General features: G+C 64.3%; 12 protein-coding genes and 1 pseudogene. 8 read left to right on the top strand and 5 right to left on the bottom strand.

What is annotated here, in order from left to right:
• Positions 1-473 precede the first annotated feature (473 nt).
• The 3 genes from LOS8367_RS16610 to LOS8367_RS16600 all read left to right on the top strand — a co-directional run bounded on the left by LOS8367_RS16610 (position 474) and on the right by LOS8367_RS16600 (position 2728).
• Complete coding sequence (locus LOS8367_RS16610; protein ID WP_133056362.1) at positions 474-728, top strand: hypothetical protein; 255 nt, start codon at positions 474-476, stop codon at positions 726-728.
• 314 nt (positions 729-1042) lie between these two features.
• Complete coding sequence (locus tag LOS8367_RS19125; RefSeq protein ID WP_165761510.1) at positions 1043-1210, top strand: hypothetical protein; 168 nt, start codon at positions 1043-1045, stop codon at positions 1208-1210.
• A gap of 219 nt (positions 1211-1429) precedes the next feature.
• Positions 1430-2728, top strand: coding sequence for an aminotransferase class I/II-fold pyridoxal phosphate-dependent enzyme (locus LOS8367_RS16600; protein ID WP_085897660.1), 1299 nt, complete (start codon positions 1430-1432; stop codon positions 2726-2728).
• Positions 2729-2730: 2 nt separating this feature from the next.
• On the opposite strand, the gene LOS8367_RS16595 is transcribed toward LOS8367_RS16600, so the two are convergent.
• Together LOS8367_RS16595 and LOS8367_RS16590 are read right to left on the bottom strand one after the other, a co-directional pair.
• Positions 2731-3849, bottom strand: coding sequence for a helix-turn-helix transcriptional regulator (locus LOS8367_RS16595; protein WP_085897659.1), 1119 nt, complete (start codon positions 3847-3849; stop codon positions 2731-2733).
• A 123-nt stretch (positions 3850-3972) separates the two neighbouring features.
• Positions 3973-4320 carry a hypothetical protein gene (locus tag LOS8367_RS16590; RefSeq protein WP_085897658.1) on the bottom strand — a complete coding sequence of 116 codons (348 nt, stop codon included), beginning with the start codon at positions 4318-4320 and terminating at the stop codon, positions 3973-3975.
• A gap of 1167 nt (positions 4321-5487) precedes the next feature.
• Here LOS8367_RS16590 and LOS8367_RS16580 point away from each other — a divergent pair.
• The 3 genes and pseudogenes from LOS8367_RS16580 to LOS8367_RS19450 all read left to right on the top strand — a co-directional run bounded on the left by LOS8367_RS16580 (position 5488) and on the right by LOS8367_RS19450 (position 9470).
• A complete protein-coding gene (locus LOS8367_RS16580; RefSeq protein WP_133056361.1) occupies positions 5488-8232 on the top strand; it encodes a calcium-binding protein in 2745 nt (914 codons plus the stop codon).
• Between the two features lie 46 nt (positions 8233-8278).
• Entirely contained in the window at positions 8279-9106 is an 828-nt protein-coding gene (locus LOS8367_RS16575; protein WP_306456267.1) for an RNA-guided endonuclease InsQ/TnpB family protein, read from the top strand.
• 7 nt (positions 9107-9113) lie between these two features.
• Positions 9114-9470, top strand: a pseudogene (locus LOS8367_RS19450) (PIN domain-containing protein).
• 131 nt (positions 9471-9601) lie between these two features.
• Here LOS8367_RS19450 and LOS8367_RS16565 read toward each other — a convergent pair.
• Entirely contained in the window at positions 9602-9850 is a 249-nt protein-coding gene (locus LOS8367_RS16565; protein ID WP_085897654.1) for a hypothetical protein, read from the bottom strand.
• A 196-nt stretch (positions 9851-10046) separates the two neighbouring features.
• Here LOS8367_RS16565 and LOS8367_RS16560 point away from each other — a divergent pair, with 196 nt between their 5' ends.
• Together LOS8367_RS16560 and LOS8367_RS16555 are read left to right on the top strand one after the other, a co-directional pair.
• The gene (locus LOS8367_RS16560; protein ID WP_106535113.1) at positions 10047-10553 is read left to right on the top strand and encodes an Xre family toxin-antitoxin system antitoxin; all 507 of its coding nucleotides are present in this window, start codon (positions 10047-10049) and stop codon (positions 10551-10553) included.
• The gene (locus LOS8367_RS16555) at positions 10550-11047 is read left to right on the top strand and encodes an RES family NAD+ phosphorylase (protein ID WP_085897652.1); all 498 of its coding nucleotides are present in this window, start codon (positions 10550-10552) and stop codon (positions 11045-11047) included. Before LOS8367_RS16560 ends, LOS8367_RS16555 begins: the two co-directional genes overlap by 4 nt.
• Positions 11048-11076: 29 nt before the next feature.
• Here the strand turns inward: LOS8367_RS16555 and LOS8367_RS16550 are convergent, their stop codons facing one another.
• On the bottom strand, positions 11077-13566 hold the full coding sequence (locus LOS8367_RS16550; protein WP_165761508.1) for a DUF3131 domain-containing protein: 2490 nt from the start codon (positions 13564-13566) through the stop codon (positions 11077-11079).
• Entirely contained in the window at positions 13563-16640 is a 3078-nt protein-coding gene (locus LOS8367_RS16545; RefSeq protein WP_165761507.1) for a trifunctional glycoside hydrolase family 18/polysaccharide deacetylase/glycosyltransferase family 2 protein, read from the bottom strand. The genes LOS8367_RS16550 and LOS8367_RS16545 overlap by 4 nt, the downstream gene beginning before the upstream one ends.
• Between the last annotated feature and the right edge of the window lie 650 nt (positions 16641-17290).

Here is a 17290-nt window from a genome sequence, read left to right as displayed (position 1 = left end):
AGAACCTGAGGCACGAAGGCGTCTTAAAAAACGCAGGCCATTCACACCACGGCTGAACACCGGGGGGCAGTCATAAGGCCGGAGCAGTAGGATGCTGCATCCGCCTCACTCTACCGAAAATCTCCGTAGATCAGGCGTTAAGCATTGACCCCCCACAAACTACCGCTATGCGGGACTGCGCGAATGGTTACTCGCGTATCAGGGATGCTTGCCTGAAGCATCCTCCCCCCTTTTCTAGCTCGCCATTTTTCATGGCGGGCTTTTTTTTCAGGAGACCACCCCAAGGTTTTTTTCGACCTCCAAGCCGAGCCGCAACTGTCAGCCGCTTGCCTTCTGCATCGGCAAAGCCGTTCAAGGCTTCAGGCCGAGCCTGCCAGCGATCGAGCGCACCGGCTCGGATCGCGGCCACATCATCCGCGCCGGGCGCAAAGCCTTGGACAGTCGAGCGGCTGCGGCGCGCGGCGGGGCGCTTCGTGAAGGACGGGCTGCTGGACAGTGTAGTGCTCGACCGCGCCCCGCCCGCGCAGAAGGACGACCGTTTGCTTGCGATCATCGCAGGCATCAAGAGCTCGGCGCCCGAGATCACGCTGAAGGAGATCGCGGCGCGGCTCGAGGCGATGCGCGAGCCGATGCCGCAGGGGCGTGCCAAGTGGGCGACGTCCTCGGTCGCGTACCTCCGAGCGGGCGCGGCGGGCCGGAATGCTGGGCGAAGACATCGACGATCGTGACTGAGACAGTGGTATTTGATCGCAATGCACCTTGTCACCGGCGAGCTGCGCAGCATCCGGATTACGTCCGACATGGTCGACAAGACACTCGTCCATGACGGGGCCGTGCATCTCATCGACGGCGCTCTGCCGGTCCTGCCGGCCCTGCGCGGCATGGCCGGCACGGAGGCGCCGAAGGATGCCGCTTTCGCAGAGGCCAGGAAGGGCGCCGGGCCGCAACGCGCAAGCCGACCGGCGGGGGAGGCGGCAATGCTTCTACCGAGATCCGCCGCAACCTTGTCCGCACCGCGCTCGGCATCGACCCGAAGGCATGGATGACCCATGTCGAACTCGCGGAACTGATCGCAGACGAAGCGGGCTACGCGTCGCGGAGATCGCTCCTCACGAGCCTCAAGAGCCTGCTCGCGACAATGTGCCGGGAAGGTGCGCTGGAGATGCGGACGGACGGGACGCACGAGAGCTACCGGCTGGCGAAGCGCTGACAAGGGATCCGTCCGAACCTTTGCGAAAACGAGAGAGGCCGCCCTCGCAGAGGGCGGCCTTAAACTCGTCCACTCGAAACCGGCACCTCGCGCATGGCACGCTCCCAAGGCCTAGCCGCGAGTCTACTCGCCTGTCCTCACCCGATCGGGTGAGGACAGGGCACAACAACGCGAGGCAGCGTCCTCCTCGACGACATCTTTAAGGTAGCGAGGACGCGCATGTTTGATGGTTCCGGCAACGCCGCATTTTCAGGAACGCTCGCCGATTACATCTCCGCGAAGGGCCCCGACCTCCTGGCTCGGTGGGATGCACATCAGGACTGGTTCGATGCTCGGATGGGGAGGGGCGTCGATCCCTACTGCAAGGTCGCCCTCACCCGCACCGGGACGCTGGCGCAGTCCCGCCTTCGCTGCGGGCGCGTCGTCGAGGGGCCGAACTTCGCATCCCAGGACTACCTCAACCTGTCCTCCCACCCGGCGATCGCCGAGGCCGCCCGGAATGCGATCAATGAGTTCGGGGTCCACAGCGCAGGCTCCAGCGCACTGATGGGATGCACGGCGCTTTCCGAGGAGCTGGAACGTCGCCTTGCCGCTTTTCTCGGCTACTCCGACTGCACGGTCTTCCCGACGGGGTGGGGCGCGGGCTATGGCATCGTGAAGACCCTAGTGCGCCCTGACGATCATGTGGTGATCGATTGCCTGTCCCATGCCTGCTTGCAGGAGGGCGCCCGCAACGCCACGCGAAACGTCCATGCCTTCCCGCACCTGTCGAACGACGCCGTGGCGCGGCGCCTGACGCGCATCCGCGACGAAAATCCTGACGCCGGCATCCTGGTGGTGACCGAGACTGTCTTCTCCATGGACAGCGACGTCCCCAACCTCCGGGAGCTTCAGGCCCTATGCCGGCGGCACGGCGCGACGCTGTTGGTCGATGTCGCGCATGACCTCGGCGCGATCGGGCCGACGGGGCGGGGCTATCTCGAGCTCATGAACCTGGTCGGTCAGGTCGACATCGTGATGGGCTCGTTCTCGAAGACCTTCGCCACGAATGGCGGGTTCGTCGCCTCCAACCATCGCGCGATGAAGCTGATGCTGCGCGGGCATTGCGGGCCGCTGCTCTTCTCGAACGCCATCTCGCCCGTCCAGGCCGCCATCGCGCTCGCAGCCCTCGATATCGTCCAAGGCGAGGAGGGCGCGGAGCTGCGCGGCCAGCTGCTCGCCAGTTCGGTGGCGCTCCGGTCCGCGTTCAAGGACGCGGGGTTCAAGGTCGGCGGGCAGCCCACGGCGATCGTGCCGATCTATCTCGGCGACGCCCGCACGAGCCGTCTCATGACCCGCGAGATGCATGAGGCGGGGATACTCGTGAACCTCGTCGAACACCCGGCCGTGGCCCGCAACGCCTGCCGCTGGCGCGCGCAGGTCATGGCGAAGCACGATCTCGAACAGGTGGGCCGCTTCGTCAGCGCCGCGGCGGCGGCGCGCGACCGGATCTCGAAGGAGATCTCCTGCGCGACCTGACCTCAGCCGAACCGATCGGCCAGGCGGTTCACGAGCCAGACGAGATCCGCCTGCCGATCCGTCCCTGTCTTCTGGCGTGCGCTTCTCAGGTGGGTCCGGATCGTCTCGATCCCGACCCCCTGCGATGCCGCAATCTCCTGGATGGTCGCACCCGCAGCCAAGGCCGCGCACACGCGCGCTTCGGCGTCGGTCAGGCGATAGAACTTCTGCAAGTCGCGGATGCTCACCTTGCGGGAGGGCGGGGGCTCGACGATCAGCTGGCACTCGGCGCCCCGGAAGAAGCGCTCCCCGCGGTCCGAAATGCAGGCGATCACGGTCACTCGGGTCGGCAGCTCCGGGGCGGATCCCAAGAGGAAGCTTCGGACCGGCAGATCGTCCCGCGACCGCCCCCAGAGCAGCAGGCAGCGATCGAGATACTCGATCAGCGAGGGATCGCGGGAATAGAGACGGCCCATCGCATCCTGGTAGAGGCTATGTCCGGAAGCCAGGATGCCTTCCGCGATCCTGTTGCATCGACGGATGCGCCGACCCGGCCCGACGCTGATGAGGCCCGAATCGCCGTCATCGGCAGCAATTCCGGAAACGTCAGAGGAGATCGGAAATGAGCGCCTCCGGTAAAAGGTGAATGCCCTTTGCAGGTCTGGAACGATGGACTGCAATGCACGCTGCGCACCGATTTCGTCATGCGTTTCGGCCGAGGATGACATCACGCTCAGCAGAGAATTGTGCGAGCCTTCCCGATGCAATGTGACACCAATCGCCCCGTCGACCCCTTGGGGACGCAGGAAGTCATTGTAGAACTCCGATTTCAGGAGTTCGGCGCGCGCGAGCATGCGCTGATCCGGAACCACCAAGCCAACTGGCCGCTTGGTGGCTCCCTCCATCCAAGGGTTCATCGGGGCATAGTGGATGGCGTAATCGGCGCTCAAGGTGTCGTCGACGCCCGAGGTGATGGAGAAGGCGCCAGCGCGATGGTTCGCGTCGTGAAAGAAGAGCGTCGCTTTGGCGTCCGGCAAAAGCGAGGTGAGATGGTCCAGGAACGCGCCCCACTCGTTCTCCCTCAATAAAGCTCCATAAATCAGGCTGCGCAATTCAGCCTGCATTACATCCAAATCGAACATGGAAATCACCGATCAAAATCTCGCTCTCATCGTGAGCAGAGGCGCAATTTCCTGTCCAGAAAGAATCGAAAGGCCCGCCGGTATCCCCGGCGGGCCTAATTCCTTTCAGGTGAGGCGATGGCCTCAGGCGTTGGCGACCTCGGGGCACTTCGCATAGGCGGCCATGCCTTCGATGATCGCGGCGTTGGCGCGCCACAGCTGCTCGACCTCGGAACCCGAGCGGCGGCCCTGCAACGTGAGCCCGTTCAGGCCGCGGTGCTCGACGGCCAGGTCGAACCAGCGGTTGGCGGCGTCCGGCCCGAACTGCTCGAGGCGCGACTGGAGGAGCTTGCCGTCCTTGGTTTCAGCGAGCGCCTCGTGCTGCGCCCAGTCCTCGTCGAACCCCCAGATCGGCAGCAGGAAGATGTCATCGAGCGACTGGACCTGAACCTGTCGCAGCCCGGCCGAGTAGTCCTCGGGCGCGTTCATCATGGGCGAATGTACTCTTCCTTCATCCAATCGCTCAACGGATCGCCTCGCCGGGCCTCGATCCTCGGCATGGTCGCTGCCGCAGTCAGAATGAATGCCATAAATTAGGTTTCGATCGAACTCGTAGAGAGCCGAGGAACGGCCGAGCGCGGCCGCGGAGGGGCGAGCTGGGCCGAAGGCAGCGCCATATCGCCCCGAATCCGCCGCATGCGGTCCGTGATGGTTTCGACCGGCGGAACTTTGCTCTCCACCACCTGCAAGATCTCCGCCATCTTCTCCACCCTCAGGATGAGATATGCGCGACTGCTCTCTCCCCCACGTCCACGCATGGTCACCATCTGCGGGGTGTCGTCAGCTCTCCGCAGCCGCTCCAAGAAATGATTGCGCAAGTCCCGTGCCGTGGTGATGTCCTCCTTCCAAGTCGATGGACGAGAAATAGGAACCGAACGTCAGGCCGCGCTTCGTCAAGCTTGCGCCGATTGCTTTCAACTGGCTTATGAACTCAAGGCCTGTCGAACCTCGCTGCCTTTCGACTGCTCTTTTTCGCTCCATGATGTCACCCGCATATCGCTTGCCGCGTCATTATGATACCTGAGGCGGCTTATGGAAGGTCGCCTCAGAAAACGTAATTGCGAGTGAATTCCTTTCAACCTACGCGTCGAAGCCATGGCGCGCCTGATCCGCCGCGGCAGAAGAAGTGGGATATTTGCCGCAAACAGGTCCACCGCTTCTGAAGTTCTGGTGAAGGCGCTGCGGAAAGCGCGTTTGGGTGTCTCACATAGCCGAGCGAGTCACGGCAGTCACTCCCGTTCCCGAGATCAGATATCCGCGAAACGAGGGCTGCTCCGCCGCCATGTCCTAGAACGACAGCCTCGGCGCAACGCAATAATATGGCTAAGTATTCCGGATGTTCCGGATCGGATATCATTACCGGATTCACAGCGATACGAAGACCGACTGCGGCGACGCATTCGAGCATTGCATCGCCGCGTGAGATGCCACCGCCAGACCCGAGAAGTTTATACTCTTGCCGCCGTCGTGACCCCCTTTTCGAGCTATGGGATCATCGGGATCGATCACGCGGGATGAGGCTATGGGAAAAGGATAAACTACTGCTCTCGCCCGATTTCCAAAATAATACTTGGAGGATTTGACGTGCCATTCATCAACATGACGTCCGGGAACGCGATCGAAAGCGTGGGCTCGGGCTTTGGCGGAACGGTGGTATTCACCGTGACGCTGTCCGAACCGGCGGCCGATCAGACCACCGTCGCCTATCGCACGATCGCCGTAAGTTCGACCGATGCCCTGGACTTTCGTCCGCAAAACGGCGTCCTGACATTCGCCCCCGGCGAGCGTATCAAGACCATCGAATTCAGGGTGCAGCACGACAATCTCGAGGAAATAGACGAATCCTTGGCGATCGAGCTGTTCAACCCGGTCGGGGCGGAATTCGAAGGCAACCAGATCGTGCTCCGTCAGGATGCTTTCATTCTCGATGACGACGGCGCGGCGCTGGACAGGGCGGTCTCGGTCTCCTCGCCGGTTCTGGTCGAGGGCGACGGGGGCGCCTCGCGGGCGCGCTTCGATGTCAGGCTGTCCGAGCCCTCTGTCTCGACCATCGAACTGAGCTACGCCACCCGCGACGGCAGCGCCAGGGCGGGTGAGGACTACGTCGCTCAGACGGGCACACTGGCCTTCTTCGCGGGCGAGACCGAGAAGTCCGTCTTTGTCGACCTGCGGCCGGACGACCGGTCCGAGGCATCCGAGTTTTTTCATCTCGCGCTGAGCCCGCATCAGGATCTGGGCACCACGGGGGCCGGGCTGGTGGGCACGGCGACCTTGCTCGATGACGATGGCGATGGGCGGCCCGTCATCTCGGTGGAGGCGGTCAATGCGCCGGAGAGCATCGGTTCCGGCTTCGGCGGCATGGTGACCTTCGCGCTGAGCCTGTCCGAGCCCGCGGCCGACGCCGTTTCCGTGCAGTACAAGTCGTTGGCGCGGAGTGGCACAGAGGACATCGACTATCCGGATTTCGCCGGAGAATTGGTCTTTGCGGCCGGCGAGCAGCGAAAGCTCGTCGATATCCGCGTGCGCCATGACAACGACATCGAGACCGACGAAAGCTTTGGCATCGAGCTCTTCGATCCGGTCGGCGCGACGCTGGAAGGGGGCGCGAAGGTGCTGCGCGAGAACACCTTCATCATCGATGACGACGGCGTCAATCTCGGCAGGGCCCTGGTCGTCTCCTCGCCGGTCATCGTCGAGGGCGACTCCGCCCCGCGCAGCGCGTGGTTCGATGTGCTTCTGTCGCAGCCATCGAGCGAGGAGTTGGTGTTCGACTACGCCACCGTCGACGGAAGCGCCACGGCGGGCGACGATTACGTCTCAACTTCGGGCCAGCTGCGCTTCGCCCCCGGGCAGACCCGCGCCTCTGTTGAGGTGCGACTGACCGGTGACGGCACCGTCGAGCCTAGCGAGTTCTTCCACCTCGCGTTAAGCCGGGCCAGCGGGCTGGGACAGTCGGTGGCAGGGCTGGTCGGAACGGCGCGGCTCCTCGATGATGACGGAGGTGACCGGCAGCCTGTCCTCTCGCTCGAGGGCGCGGATGCAATCGAAAGCATCGGTTCCGGCTTCGGCGGCGTGGTGCGCTTCACCCTGACGCTGTCCGAACCGGCCGTGGATTCGGTCACGGTGAGCTACCGCACCAGTTCCGGCTCGGCGACGCAGGACATCGACTTCCCGACCGTCGCAAACGTCGTCACCTTCGCCCCGGGCGAGACATCGAAGGAAATCCAGATCCGCGCGAGGCACGACAACGATATCGAATCCGACGAGAGCTTGTCCTTCGAACTCTTCGACCTCGACGGGGCGATCTTCGCCGGTGGAGCGGACCGGCTGATCGGCGCAGCCTTTATCCAGGACGACGACGGCGTCAATCTCGACCGCGCGATCCACGTGACCGACGTCGTCGCCGTCGAGCCGGGCGGAGCGAAAGGCTTCGCGGTGTTCGAGCTGCGGCTGTCGGAGGCCTTCGACACGGTCACGACCCTCAGCTACCGCACCGTCGATGGGTCAGCACAGGCAGGCCGCGATTACGTCGCGACGGCGGGACAGGTCCGCCTCCTGCCGGGCCAGATGAGCGCGGCCGTCAATGTCGAACTGCTTTCCGATCTCAGTGTCGAGACGGTCGAGACCTTTTCGTTGCTGCTGCAGGAGCAGAGCCTGCCCGCCAACCTCAACCTTGCCGGCAGCGTTCTTCGCGGTCAGGCGGAGCTGGTCGACGACGACCATCGCGGCAGCGGCGGCAACGACGTGCTCAGGGGTAGTCGCGCCGACGAGGGCCTGTCGGGGTTTGGCGGCAATGACAGGCTGCTGGGCCGGGGCGGCAACGACCGCATCGACGGCGGTGGCGGCAATGACAGGTTGGTCGGCGGCAGTGGAGACGACACGCTTTTGGGCCGCGGCGGGGCCGACGCCCTGAAAGGTGGCAGTGGCGACGACCGGATGATCGGCGGAACCGGGCGCGACAAGTTGATCGGCGGCAACGGCGACGACATGCTCTCGGGTGGCAAGGGAGGGGATGTTCTCAGGGGCAATGGCGGTGCCGATACCTTCGTGTTCGGCACGGGGGATGCCGGGATCGGCAGGCGGCGGCAGGATACGATACGGGACCTCGATCGCGCCGAGGGTGATGCCATAGACCTGTCGGCGATCGACGGCAACCGGCGCGCCGGCGGCCAGCAGGAATTGGTCTGGATCGGACGCGACGCCGATTTCACCCAAGCAGGACAGGTGCGCTTCGATACCGACCGCTCGCGCCTCGAAATCAACACCGACCGCGACCGAGCTGCGGAGATCAGGATCGTCCTGAACGGCGTCGACGATTTCGGCGCTAGGGACCTGATCCTTTAGCAACTGTGTCTATGCTCGAGGTTGGCCTGCCACTCTTGCTAGATGAATTGCGCCAAGGGAGGCATCCACACATGTCCGGTCGAAACGGGGGCCAGTTCAGTCGCTCGACCCGACCGGCTGGCACATCTCCTTCGCCAACGAGATCGAGCACGAGACTCCTGTCAACAGCCTGCCCTCGGTCGGTATAGACCGGGGCGTGACCTGCTCCTTGATGCTGTCGAGCGGCGAGGCCCTGAACATCCCCGGCAAGCTGCGCCTGCTCAACCGCAAAAAGCGGAAAGCCCAGCGGGTCGTAGCCCGCCGGAAGCGCGGGTCTGTCCGCCGGGTGAAGGCGCTGCGCCGCGTGGCGCGCATCTCCGCACGCGCAGGACGCATCCGGCGGGACTGGCAGCACCGGGTAACACTTGATCTGGCCCGCCGCTTTGGCACGGTCGTCCTTGAGGACCTCAAAACGAAGAACATGACGCGGAGCGCTGCAGGAACCGCCGATGCGCCGGGCAAGAACGTCCGGGCCAAGGCGGGTTTGAACCGCGCCATCCTCGAACAGGGGTGGCATAGCTTCGAGACCCTCGTGGCCTACAAGCTTGAAGAACGCGGGGGATACCTATGCAAGGTGGACCCCCGGCATACCTCGCAGACGTGTTCGTCCTGCGGAGCCGTGGACAGGGAGAGCCGCAAGAGCCAAGCCGCTTTCGCCTGCACCACATGCGGCCACCGCGCACATGCCGACCACAACGCTGCGATCAACATCCTGCGCCGGAACACGGCGTCTATGCTCGTGGAGGAAGGGCATTGGCTCTCCGGGGAAGCGAGAACTGGAAGAGGCCTCGCGACCTCCGAAAATCCCCCGGCTTTGACCGGGGGAAGATGTTAATCTCTACCTGTTGGACGATGGCCCCAAGCGGGATCAGGCCGAAGCACTGCTGATACGAGGGGGCACGATCAGCGTTCAGGTTCTGAATGAGGCCTTGGTCAACTGCCGACGCAAGGCGTGTATGGATCAGGGCGAAGCGCAGGAGTTCCTGCACGGTATTCGGCAGCTTTGCCGGCTGTGCGATCTCGATCTGCATACCCACGATATCGGCTTGGCTCTGCAGGAACGCTACAACTTCTCGGTCTACGACGCCATGATCGTGGCCTAGGCTCTGATCGCCGGCTGCGAGACCCTGTGGTCCGAAGACATGCATGACGGCCAGTTGGTCGAGGGGCAGCTGCGGATCTGGAATCCCTTCTCATAGGATCTCACCTTTCCTGCTGACCTGCTTCGCTACGAGCGCCCGCGAGATCGATCAGGTCGACATGCGCCAAGGGCGCATGTCGCTGGGCGAACTCCACGACGCGCTCACCTGATCGATCCGGCGGCGGGGCGTCAGAGCCCCGCGACCTCGAGCGCGTTCGTCGCGCGCCAAGTCTCGAGCGCCTCGTCGGGATTGTCGAATGGGTAGAGCTCCAGCAGTTCCGTCCCATGCCCGAGTACTGTCCGGAAATGAGCCTTCGCCGCTCGCGCATCGACCGGATCGCCCGCCCCCATCTCGCTGAAGTCGGCCGTGGTGGCGGTCGGTTCATCTTCGCCGGCAGAACGGTAGACGGCGGTCCAGTGGGTGAAGGTCGGATCCATTAGCATGCGCATTTCCTGTTGTTGTTGCTTTGCGTGCCCAAGCGATGGTCGTCGCTTGGAACGGATCTCATACCACGAAAATACCATTCTGGTTCGCCGCGTGACGCGATGTCGCGCCCTCCATCGAACTGGACTCACCTTGAAACACTTTGCGACAGTCGTCACTATTATAACGACACATGACGGAGGCCATTCCATGACGGCAATTAGCATGGCTAATGAGCGAAGCGGGCGCGCTGCGCCGGCCGCAGTCGAGAATGAGACGATCCGCGCCTACCGCCTCTTGGGCGGCAGCAAAATCATGAAACGCGATGTCCGTAGCCCCCTGGATGCGCATGACCTGATCGTTCAAGGAATTCCTTCGAAATCGCTGTTCTATCTGGTTGACGGGGTTCAGGTTCTGTCGACCGGCGACGTGTTGACCAAGGCGATCGGGATCAGCATCCGAACGCTGCAGCGCCGCAGGTCGGAAGTGAAGCAGAAAGCGCTTTCGCCCGAACAAAGCAGCCGCGCCTGGAGGTTCGCCGAGATCATCGCCAAGGCAACTGACGTCCTTGGAACGCAAGCCGCGGCGGAGGCATGGCTTCTCGAGCCTGCGATCGGTCTCGACAATCGTCGACCCATAGATCTGCTCATGTCAACCGCAGGAGCCGAAGCGGTCGATGATTACCTGACGCGTATCGAGTATGGGGTATATTCGTGACGCCATTGCCGCCCCCGCTCGGTACGGGGGAGCTTCGGTTTTGGCGTCTCGATCAAGAACGGCACGCGGGCAGCTGGGACACCGGTGAGGGATCGTATCGCGTCGGCGGCCGATGGAATTCCCGAGGGTCGCGTGCGGTCTACACGTCAGTAGACCCCTCAACCGCAATCATGGAGGTCGCCGTCCATAAGGGCTTCAAGGTGCTCGATACCTCGCCACATGTGCTGACCTGTGCCCGGGTAATCGACATCTCTACCGTTCATGTCGTTCTTGCCGAGGATTTGCCGAACGCGAACTGGCTAATCCCGGGAGCTCATGGTCCAGGGCAGCAGGCTTTCGGTGATCAGCTCTTGGAGGATCACCTGTTTTGCTTGGTACCATCGACCGTTTCCCGACATAGCTGGAACCTGATCTTCGATGCGGATCGAGCAGCAGGACATTTCGATGATGTGCAGCAGGAGCGTTTTGCACTTGACCCTCGACTGCACCAATAAAGCTCGCGCCGATTTTAATTTTATAGACATCAAGCGCTTGTATTAATTACCTTATAAGCAATGGCCTGCAGTATGATCGCGTTTGTGTTGATGTCACTGTAATCGGGCATGGCGCGATCGTCCGCCTCGTAGATGCCCGGCGAGAAGCCCACCTTTTGGCGAGCCCGCGCTCGGACATACTCGAGCAGACGCTGGCTGTGGGGATGCGGTCGCCAAGCTGCCCAGAGATACGCCGCCTTGCTGCTAATCACCGCATTGGCATCCGCAAAAGCCTCTGAACGATGCCGGGCATGTCCGTTCACCGTATCGGTCGCCCAACGGCGCCCATCTGCATCGAGCTGCAGGCCAGAATAGAGAAACCAGGGTTCGCGATCGATCGGGCATTCGGACACGCATTTGAGCCGGCCGGTTTCCTCGTACTCCTCCAACTGGGCAGCAAAGAGCAGGTCGGCGAGGTAGGCGGACTCAGGCGACATGCCGAGCTCGACCGCCTCGAGAAGCAACGGCTCGGCGCCCAAGGGGCCGATGAGGCCGGACGCTTCGATGAGCGCCATCTGCCCGTCGGCACTCGAGCGCCCCCGCATCACCTCATAGGGCGAGCGCGCGTCGAACCCCCAGATCCGGAAGGCGTGGGCCGCGTAATGCGCGCAATGCGAACCATAGGAGCTGTGGAACACGCCGTCGGTGACGTTCTGGATCTCGCCTGCCTGGATTACCGCTGCGAGGTCGTAGGCTTGCACGATGTCCGATGGCCGGGCCTTGGCGGCGGGGTGGTTCTCGAGCGCGTAGAGCGCGGCCAGCAGCCGGCCTGCGTCGCAGGCATCGAAGTCGCGGGTCCCCCAGCGAGACCGGTCGGTGCGGATCCAGCCTTGCGGCAGCAGGCGCCCGTTGTAGCGGCGGCCCACGATCTGCGGCATGATCCGAGCGCTGCGCGCTTGGAACTCGGCCGCCCCGATCAAACCGAGATCATGCGCTGCGATGAGCGCGTTGATGTGACTGCCCACATCCCACATGGTGACGGCCTCGTGCAGCCGTCGGCCACCTTTTCCGTTGTAGACGGTGGCCGGGCACAGCCCGGTGACCGGGTTGGTCCAGGTGGAGAAGTAGCGCCAAGCGCAGCGGGCATCCTCCATGAGCGCCGCGCGTTCCGCGGGGGCCACCGCTTCTACCATGCGCCCCGCGCCTTCGCGGAAACGCTCTGTGCGCCGATGATGGCCGATATACGGGCTCTGCGGCAGCAGTCGTTCCAGCGCCGTCGGCAGTGCGATCGTGCGCCGGCCCGGGCGCGCAAGCCTCTGCTCCAAGCCGCGCAGCAGCGCAGTCCGCAGAACGCCTCTGTGGACACGGTCGGCATCGACCAGCAGCACCTTGTCCTCGATTTCCTCTTGGTCCTGCTCCAGCGCATAGATCGATTCCGGATCCGCCAGCAGGCGTGCGGGCAGTACCAGCGCGTTCTCCGCACTCAGGCCTCGAAAGGCCCCTGCCCCGGGTTGCAGTACGATGCTCTGCGCTGACCCGACGGAGGTATCCGACAGGCGCACCCCCCTCCCGGCCTTTCCCTGGTCATGGCCCGGGATCAGCTTGAGCCGGATCCCATCAGCGCCCCCTGCTCCCTCGGGCACCAGGCTATAGCTATGAGCGATGCCCCGCGCGTCGAGTTCCGTGGTCAAGGCTTGGAAGGCCGGGCTGTTCGCGCTGCGCGTCACGAGATGGAGCAGCAGATCCCGCCGGTAGCCGTAATCATCCCGCAGCTGTGCCTCCGACAGCGTGAGGTGCGCCAGTCCGCGCACCGCTTCGGCTGCCAGCGCCTGGCTCGCAAAGACCGCCGCCTTGGTTGACAGCTGCGCCGGGGCGTCGCCGGCGAGTTGCGCCATCGATAGCGTCCAAAGCACCTGACTGCGTTCCGTGTCGCTCTCCCAATAGGCTTGGCGCGCATCGTCCAAAGTCAGGACCCGGCCGCCCAGAAAGCGCACGGTGCCGTCGAGCCAGCGCTCGCTCCGCAATGGGCCGCTTTCCTCGGGCAGCAGGAGCTCGGTATGCAATCCAGCGCCGCGCAGGCCCTGCGGCGATTGCGCTTGCTGCGGCGTATCGCAGGCGATCGAGCGGATCGGTATGGCGGCTGCCGCATCTCCCAGCAGGGCTTTGAGCTGCGCGACCGCCTCGGCCGCCTGTCGGGCCTGGAAGTAGCTCGAAAGCGTAGCCAGCTCGTGGACATGCGGCGCGATCTCCACGAGCCCCGGCGCTGCACCCGCAACTTGGGTCAGGACATCGATGACGGGGCTGTCAGCAGAAAGTCTTCCCGCCCCGGGGGCATCGAGCGTGACAAGACAGGTCACAGGCAGGCCTTGGCGCTCAAAGGTTTCCAGAACCGCACGCAGGACCTCGGGCGGCGTCCCGGCGGTGATGTCGCGCAGCACGGTGTAGCTGGGCACCACGCGGGTCGCCGCCAGGCTCCGGGCCGGCCCCATCCCCACCAGCGCCGCGCCTGCACCCTTGAGCAGCTCGCGTCGACCGATCACGCGCGGCTCAGGCCTGCCGTCAGCATGCTGCCCCCTCTTTGCATCCGCCCCCATTTCGCGAGCCGCCCCGACGCGGCACGCCAGAGAGCTCGATAGACGCAATAGTAGAGGATCGGGCGGTAAATGAGGCGCTGAAGCGGCAGCCACAGAAGCAGGCGACGATCCTCGCCCCGATCGAAACGGAACGCCACCACCGCGACCAGGATCTCGAGCAACGGCAACAGCGCATATCCGAAGAGCAGCAGCCAGGAAGGCGCTTGTTCGGCCGTGGCATCGGCCTGCACCCAGTTCCATAGATTGAGCAGGAGGAAAGCATCGGCGAGCGGTGCCAGGAAGGGCAGGAGGTAGCCGAAGAGCGCGATGTCAGGGAGCGCCGTAAGGCCCAAGCCCGAGCCCTCGCGCCAAGCATGGCGGTGCTTGAAGGTGGCCTGGAGCGTACCGAGCGACCAGCGCAGCCGCTGGGTCATGAGCTGCGACAGGCGGCAGGGCGCCTCCGTGGTGACGACGGCCGTTTCGTCATAGATCACCCGGTAGCCCGAGCGGATCACCGACATCGTCAAGTCGGCATCTTCGGCCAGCGTCTCGGATGAGTAGATCCCTGCTTCGAGCACAGCCGTGGCGCGCCAGGCGCCGAGCGCGCCCGGTACGACCGGGATGGCATTGAAGCACTCGCGTGCGCGGCGCTCGACGCCCTGAGCGGTGATGTATTCGAGCGCCTGCAGCTTGGTGAGCCATCCCGTGCGGTTGCCCACCACCACCTTGCCGGCGACGGCACCCACCTCCGGGTTCGCGAAGTGCCGCACCAGCCGGGCCACGGCATGCGGGTCGATCTGACTGTCGGCATCGAGGCAGACGAAGATCTCGGCCTCGCTTTCGGCCAGCGCGGTATTGAGCGCGCTGGCCTTGCCGCCATTGGCTTGGCGAATGACGCGCAGCCGCGGATCCTCGCACATCGCCCTTGCGATCTCGGCGGTACCGTCGGTCGAGCCGTCATCCACGACGATGACCTCGAGGTAGTCATAGGCACTGCGCAGAGCGCTCCGAATGCATGCTGAGATGACCTTTGCCTCGTTGTAGGCGGGGATGACCACCGCCACGGTGGGGCTGTCCCGGCCCGACAGCAGCGGTGCCACGTGGCGCTGTCGCAGCCGTGCGGCGACCAGCAGGAAGACCGAGCGCCCTGCCCCGATCACGAAGGTCGCCCAGAAGCCGAAGGCAAGCAGCGTCCAGCCATTGCCGATCAGCTGGAAAGAAAAGCGGTGGAACGACTGGGCCAGCGCTGGCGCGGCCGGCATCAGCGTGTAGCTCGGCACGTCCAGCAAGCCCGCCAAGGTGGTGAACTCGTAGCCTTGGGCGCGCAGCTGCTCGATGATCAGTGGGACCGCCTCCACGGTGGCGCTCTGATCGCCCCCGCTGTCATGCAGAAGCACGACGCTGCCCGCCCCTTCGGCAATCTGCGTGATCACCGCATCGGCGAGCGCCTCGGGGGACTCCGCCTTCCAGTCCCAGGGCACCACTTCCATGCCGGCGATGACGTAGCCAGCCTCGTGCAGCGGGCGCAGCGTGTCGAGCTCTGCAGGATGGATCGGACCGCCACTGCGCATGTAGGGCTCGCGGTAGAGCCGCGCCGAGACGCCGCTCGCGGTGCCGATCGCGAGCTGTGTCGAGTTGATCTCGAGCCGGGCCCTGGCTTCCGAGATCGCGTCCATCTTCGGGTGCCAGTAGCTGTGCGAGCCGACCTCGTGACCCTCCTTCAGCATTCGACGGAGGATCTGCGGGGACTGCGCAACGCGCTGCCCCAGCACGAAGAAGGAGGCGGGCACATCCTCCGCGGCCAGAATATCGAGAATGGCGGGGGTGTAGTCGGGGTCGGGGCCGTCATCGAAGGTGAGGACGACTTGGTCGGGCCGGCCCCGGCCATAGAGTTCGACGAGTGCGGCGCGCGGCATCACCTCGTAGTCGAAACCCGTGATCTCATCGCTCATCGGATCGCGGGTGATATGGCGCAGCCCTGTCACGCCGGCCGGACCGGGGCGCACGAAAGGACCTACGCCCAGCTGATGGACGTAACTGTCGAAGGACACGCCGCTCAACGCTTCATCCGTAGCGCCGGCAAGGCGTGGCCAGATCGCCGGATCCTCGAGCCCCACGCCCCACACCGCGATCCCCGCAATGGGGCGAGCTTTCAAATCCCGAAGCTGGCTGTCGAAGGAAGCGAGATCGAGAAACCAGGCGCGCACCCGCCCCCCTGTTTCATCCCGCCAGGTCGCAAAGCTGTTGCCGCTCTCGCGGCTGAACGCCATCTCGCCATCCGCGAGCGAAAGCTCGGTCATCGCGTGCGCAAAACCGACCCGCTCTGGCAGGGCCACCTGCGGATGCCACAGCACGGCGCCCGTTCCCAGCGCCAGCACCAGCCGGTCCTCGGGCACGAGTCCCTGCACACGATCCACCTCTTCAGCAAACCAATCGCGCGCCGCAAGCGGGCTCGGCGCGGTACCGATCCAAGGCTCAACGAAGCCCTTGGCGATGACATGCTCCGCGACGCGTCCGGCAGACTGCAACAGCCCTGCTTCCGTCCCTGCCGGAAAGATGGCGCAGCGCTCCATGTCGATTGCACGGCTCCGCTGCATCCAGTTCCGCAGGAGAGAGAAGCGGTCAGCCAGAGGCGTGCCCACCAAGGCGCTGAAATCGAGACAGTAGCCTGGCCAGTCCTGCTCGAGGGCTACGGCCTGCAGCGTCTTGAACTCGGCCCCAAGCTGAGACGGGGTCTCCGCGAGAACCGCAAGATAGTCCGGCGTCACGTTCACCACCGGCCAGGTGGCGATGCCCTTTCGGGTGGCCTGTACGATGGGCATGCGCGCCGCCGCCGTTTCCATGTCGAGTTGCGCGGTCCCCTGAGGCGCCGTGAGCGTGGCCCATTCGGGCAGAAGGACATCGATCAGCCCGCAATCCTGGCCCAGCGAGAAAGGGGCATGCTGGGAGGACGACGGCGCGAAGGCAAAGACCGGACGGCGTCGCGCAGCTTCGGGTGCCGGGCAAGCCACGTTCGGCGTGTTCCCGTCTGAGAGGAGCACCTGTGCCCCGTGCGGGCCTGGGGGTTCGAGGCCGTGCAGATGCTTGTGCGCACCCGGACTGGGGGAAAGGATACCCGCCTCTTCGGGAGCTCTGACGGGCGTGAGGTCGCCATCATGCCAGATCTCGACGAAGAACAGCGTGACCCAAGCCGCAAAAAGCACCAAAGCAAACAACAACCCCAACCGCAGGCGCCCATACCGTCGCGCACGCGGGTCCGCAAACACGCCGGCCGGCAAGCCGCGCAGGACACGGGGAACCACGAAATCTGGTGTGCGCTGGGGCATGAGGGATCACCGGACCAATTCCTGCGAACCACGCCACCGGCCCGATCCCGCCCCCGACGAAGAGCAAGCTCTTCACCGGGGGCAGTCCCGCATTCTGCGGATCATGCACCGTGGCGTGAATGTGTCATTGGTAGGGCGACCGCCACGTGCGGTCCAGAAATCGCCCCATTCCTACCCCTTAAGAGCACAGAAAGGACGAATTCAGTCAATCATATGGAAACAGAGAGAATTAAGGCGGTCGTTTGGGTCGTTCGCCGGCACAGTCGCAGCGGCCGAACTCGAATCCCAGCATCTGGAATTGCGGTGAAAAGGTGGCGGTCGAGCTGACCGATGTCAGGTCAGATCATCGGAACCAGGAGGGCATA

The organism is Limimaricola soesokkakensis, assembly GCF_900172345.1.
Lineage (GTDB): Bacteria > Pseudomonadota > Alphaproteobacteria > Rhodobacterales > Rhodobacteraceae > Limimaricola > Limimaricola soesokkakensis.
The sequence above is the reverse complement of the archived record's forward strand: the minus strand, read 5'-3'. Positions and strand labels throughout refer to the sequence as shown.

Bases quoted from the DNA above. Each gene is read 5' to 3' on its own strand.
- LOS8367_RS19125 (WP_165761510.1), top strand. From the start codon at position 1,043: ATGACCCATGTCGAACTCGCGGAACTGATCGCAGACGAAGCGGGCTAC.
- LOS8367_RS16600 (WP_085897660.1), top strand. From the start codon at position 1,430: ATGTTTGATGGTTCCGGCAACGCCGCATTTTCAGGAACGCTCGCCGAT.
- LOS8367_RS16595 (WP_085897659.1), bottom strand. From the start codon at position 3,849: ATGTTCGATTTGGATGTAATGCAGGCTGAATTGCGCAGCCTGATTTAT.
- LOS8367_RS16590 (WP_085897658.1), bottom strand. From the start codon at position 4,320: ATGATGAACGCGCCCGAGGACTACTCGGCCGGGCTGCGACAGGTTCAG.
- LOS8367_RS16580 (WP_133056361.1), top strand. From the start codon at position 5,488: ATGACGTCCGGGAACGCGATCGAAAGCGTGGGCTCGGGCTTTGGCGGA.
- LOS8367_RS16565 (WP_085897654.1), bottom strand. From the start codon at position 9,850: ATGGATCCGACCTTCACCCACTGGACCGCCGTCTACCGTTCTGCCGGC.
- LOS8367_RS16560 (WP_106535113.1), top strand. From the start codon at position 10,047: ATGACGGCAATTAGCATGGCTAATGAGCGAAGCGGGCGCGCTGCGCCG.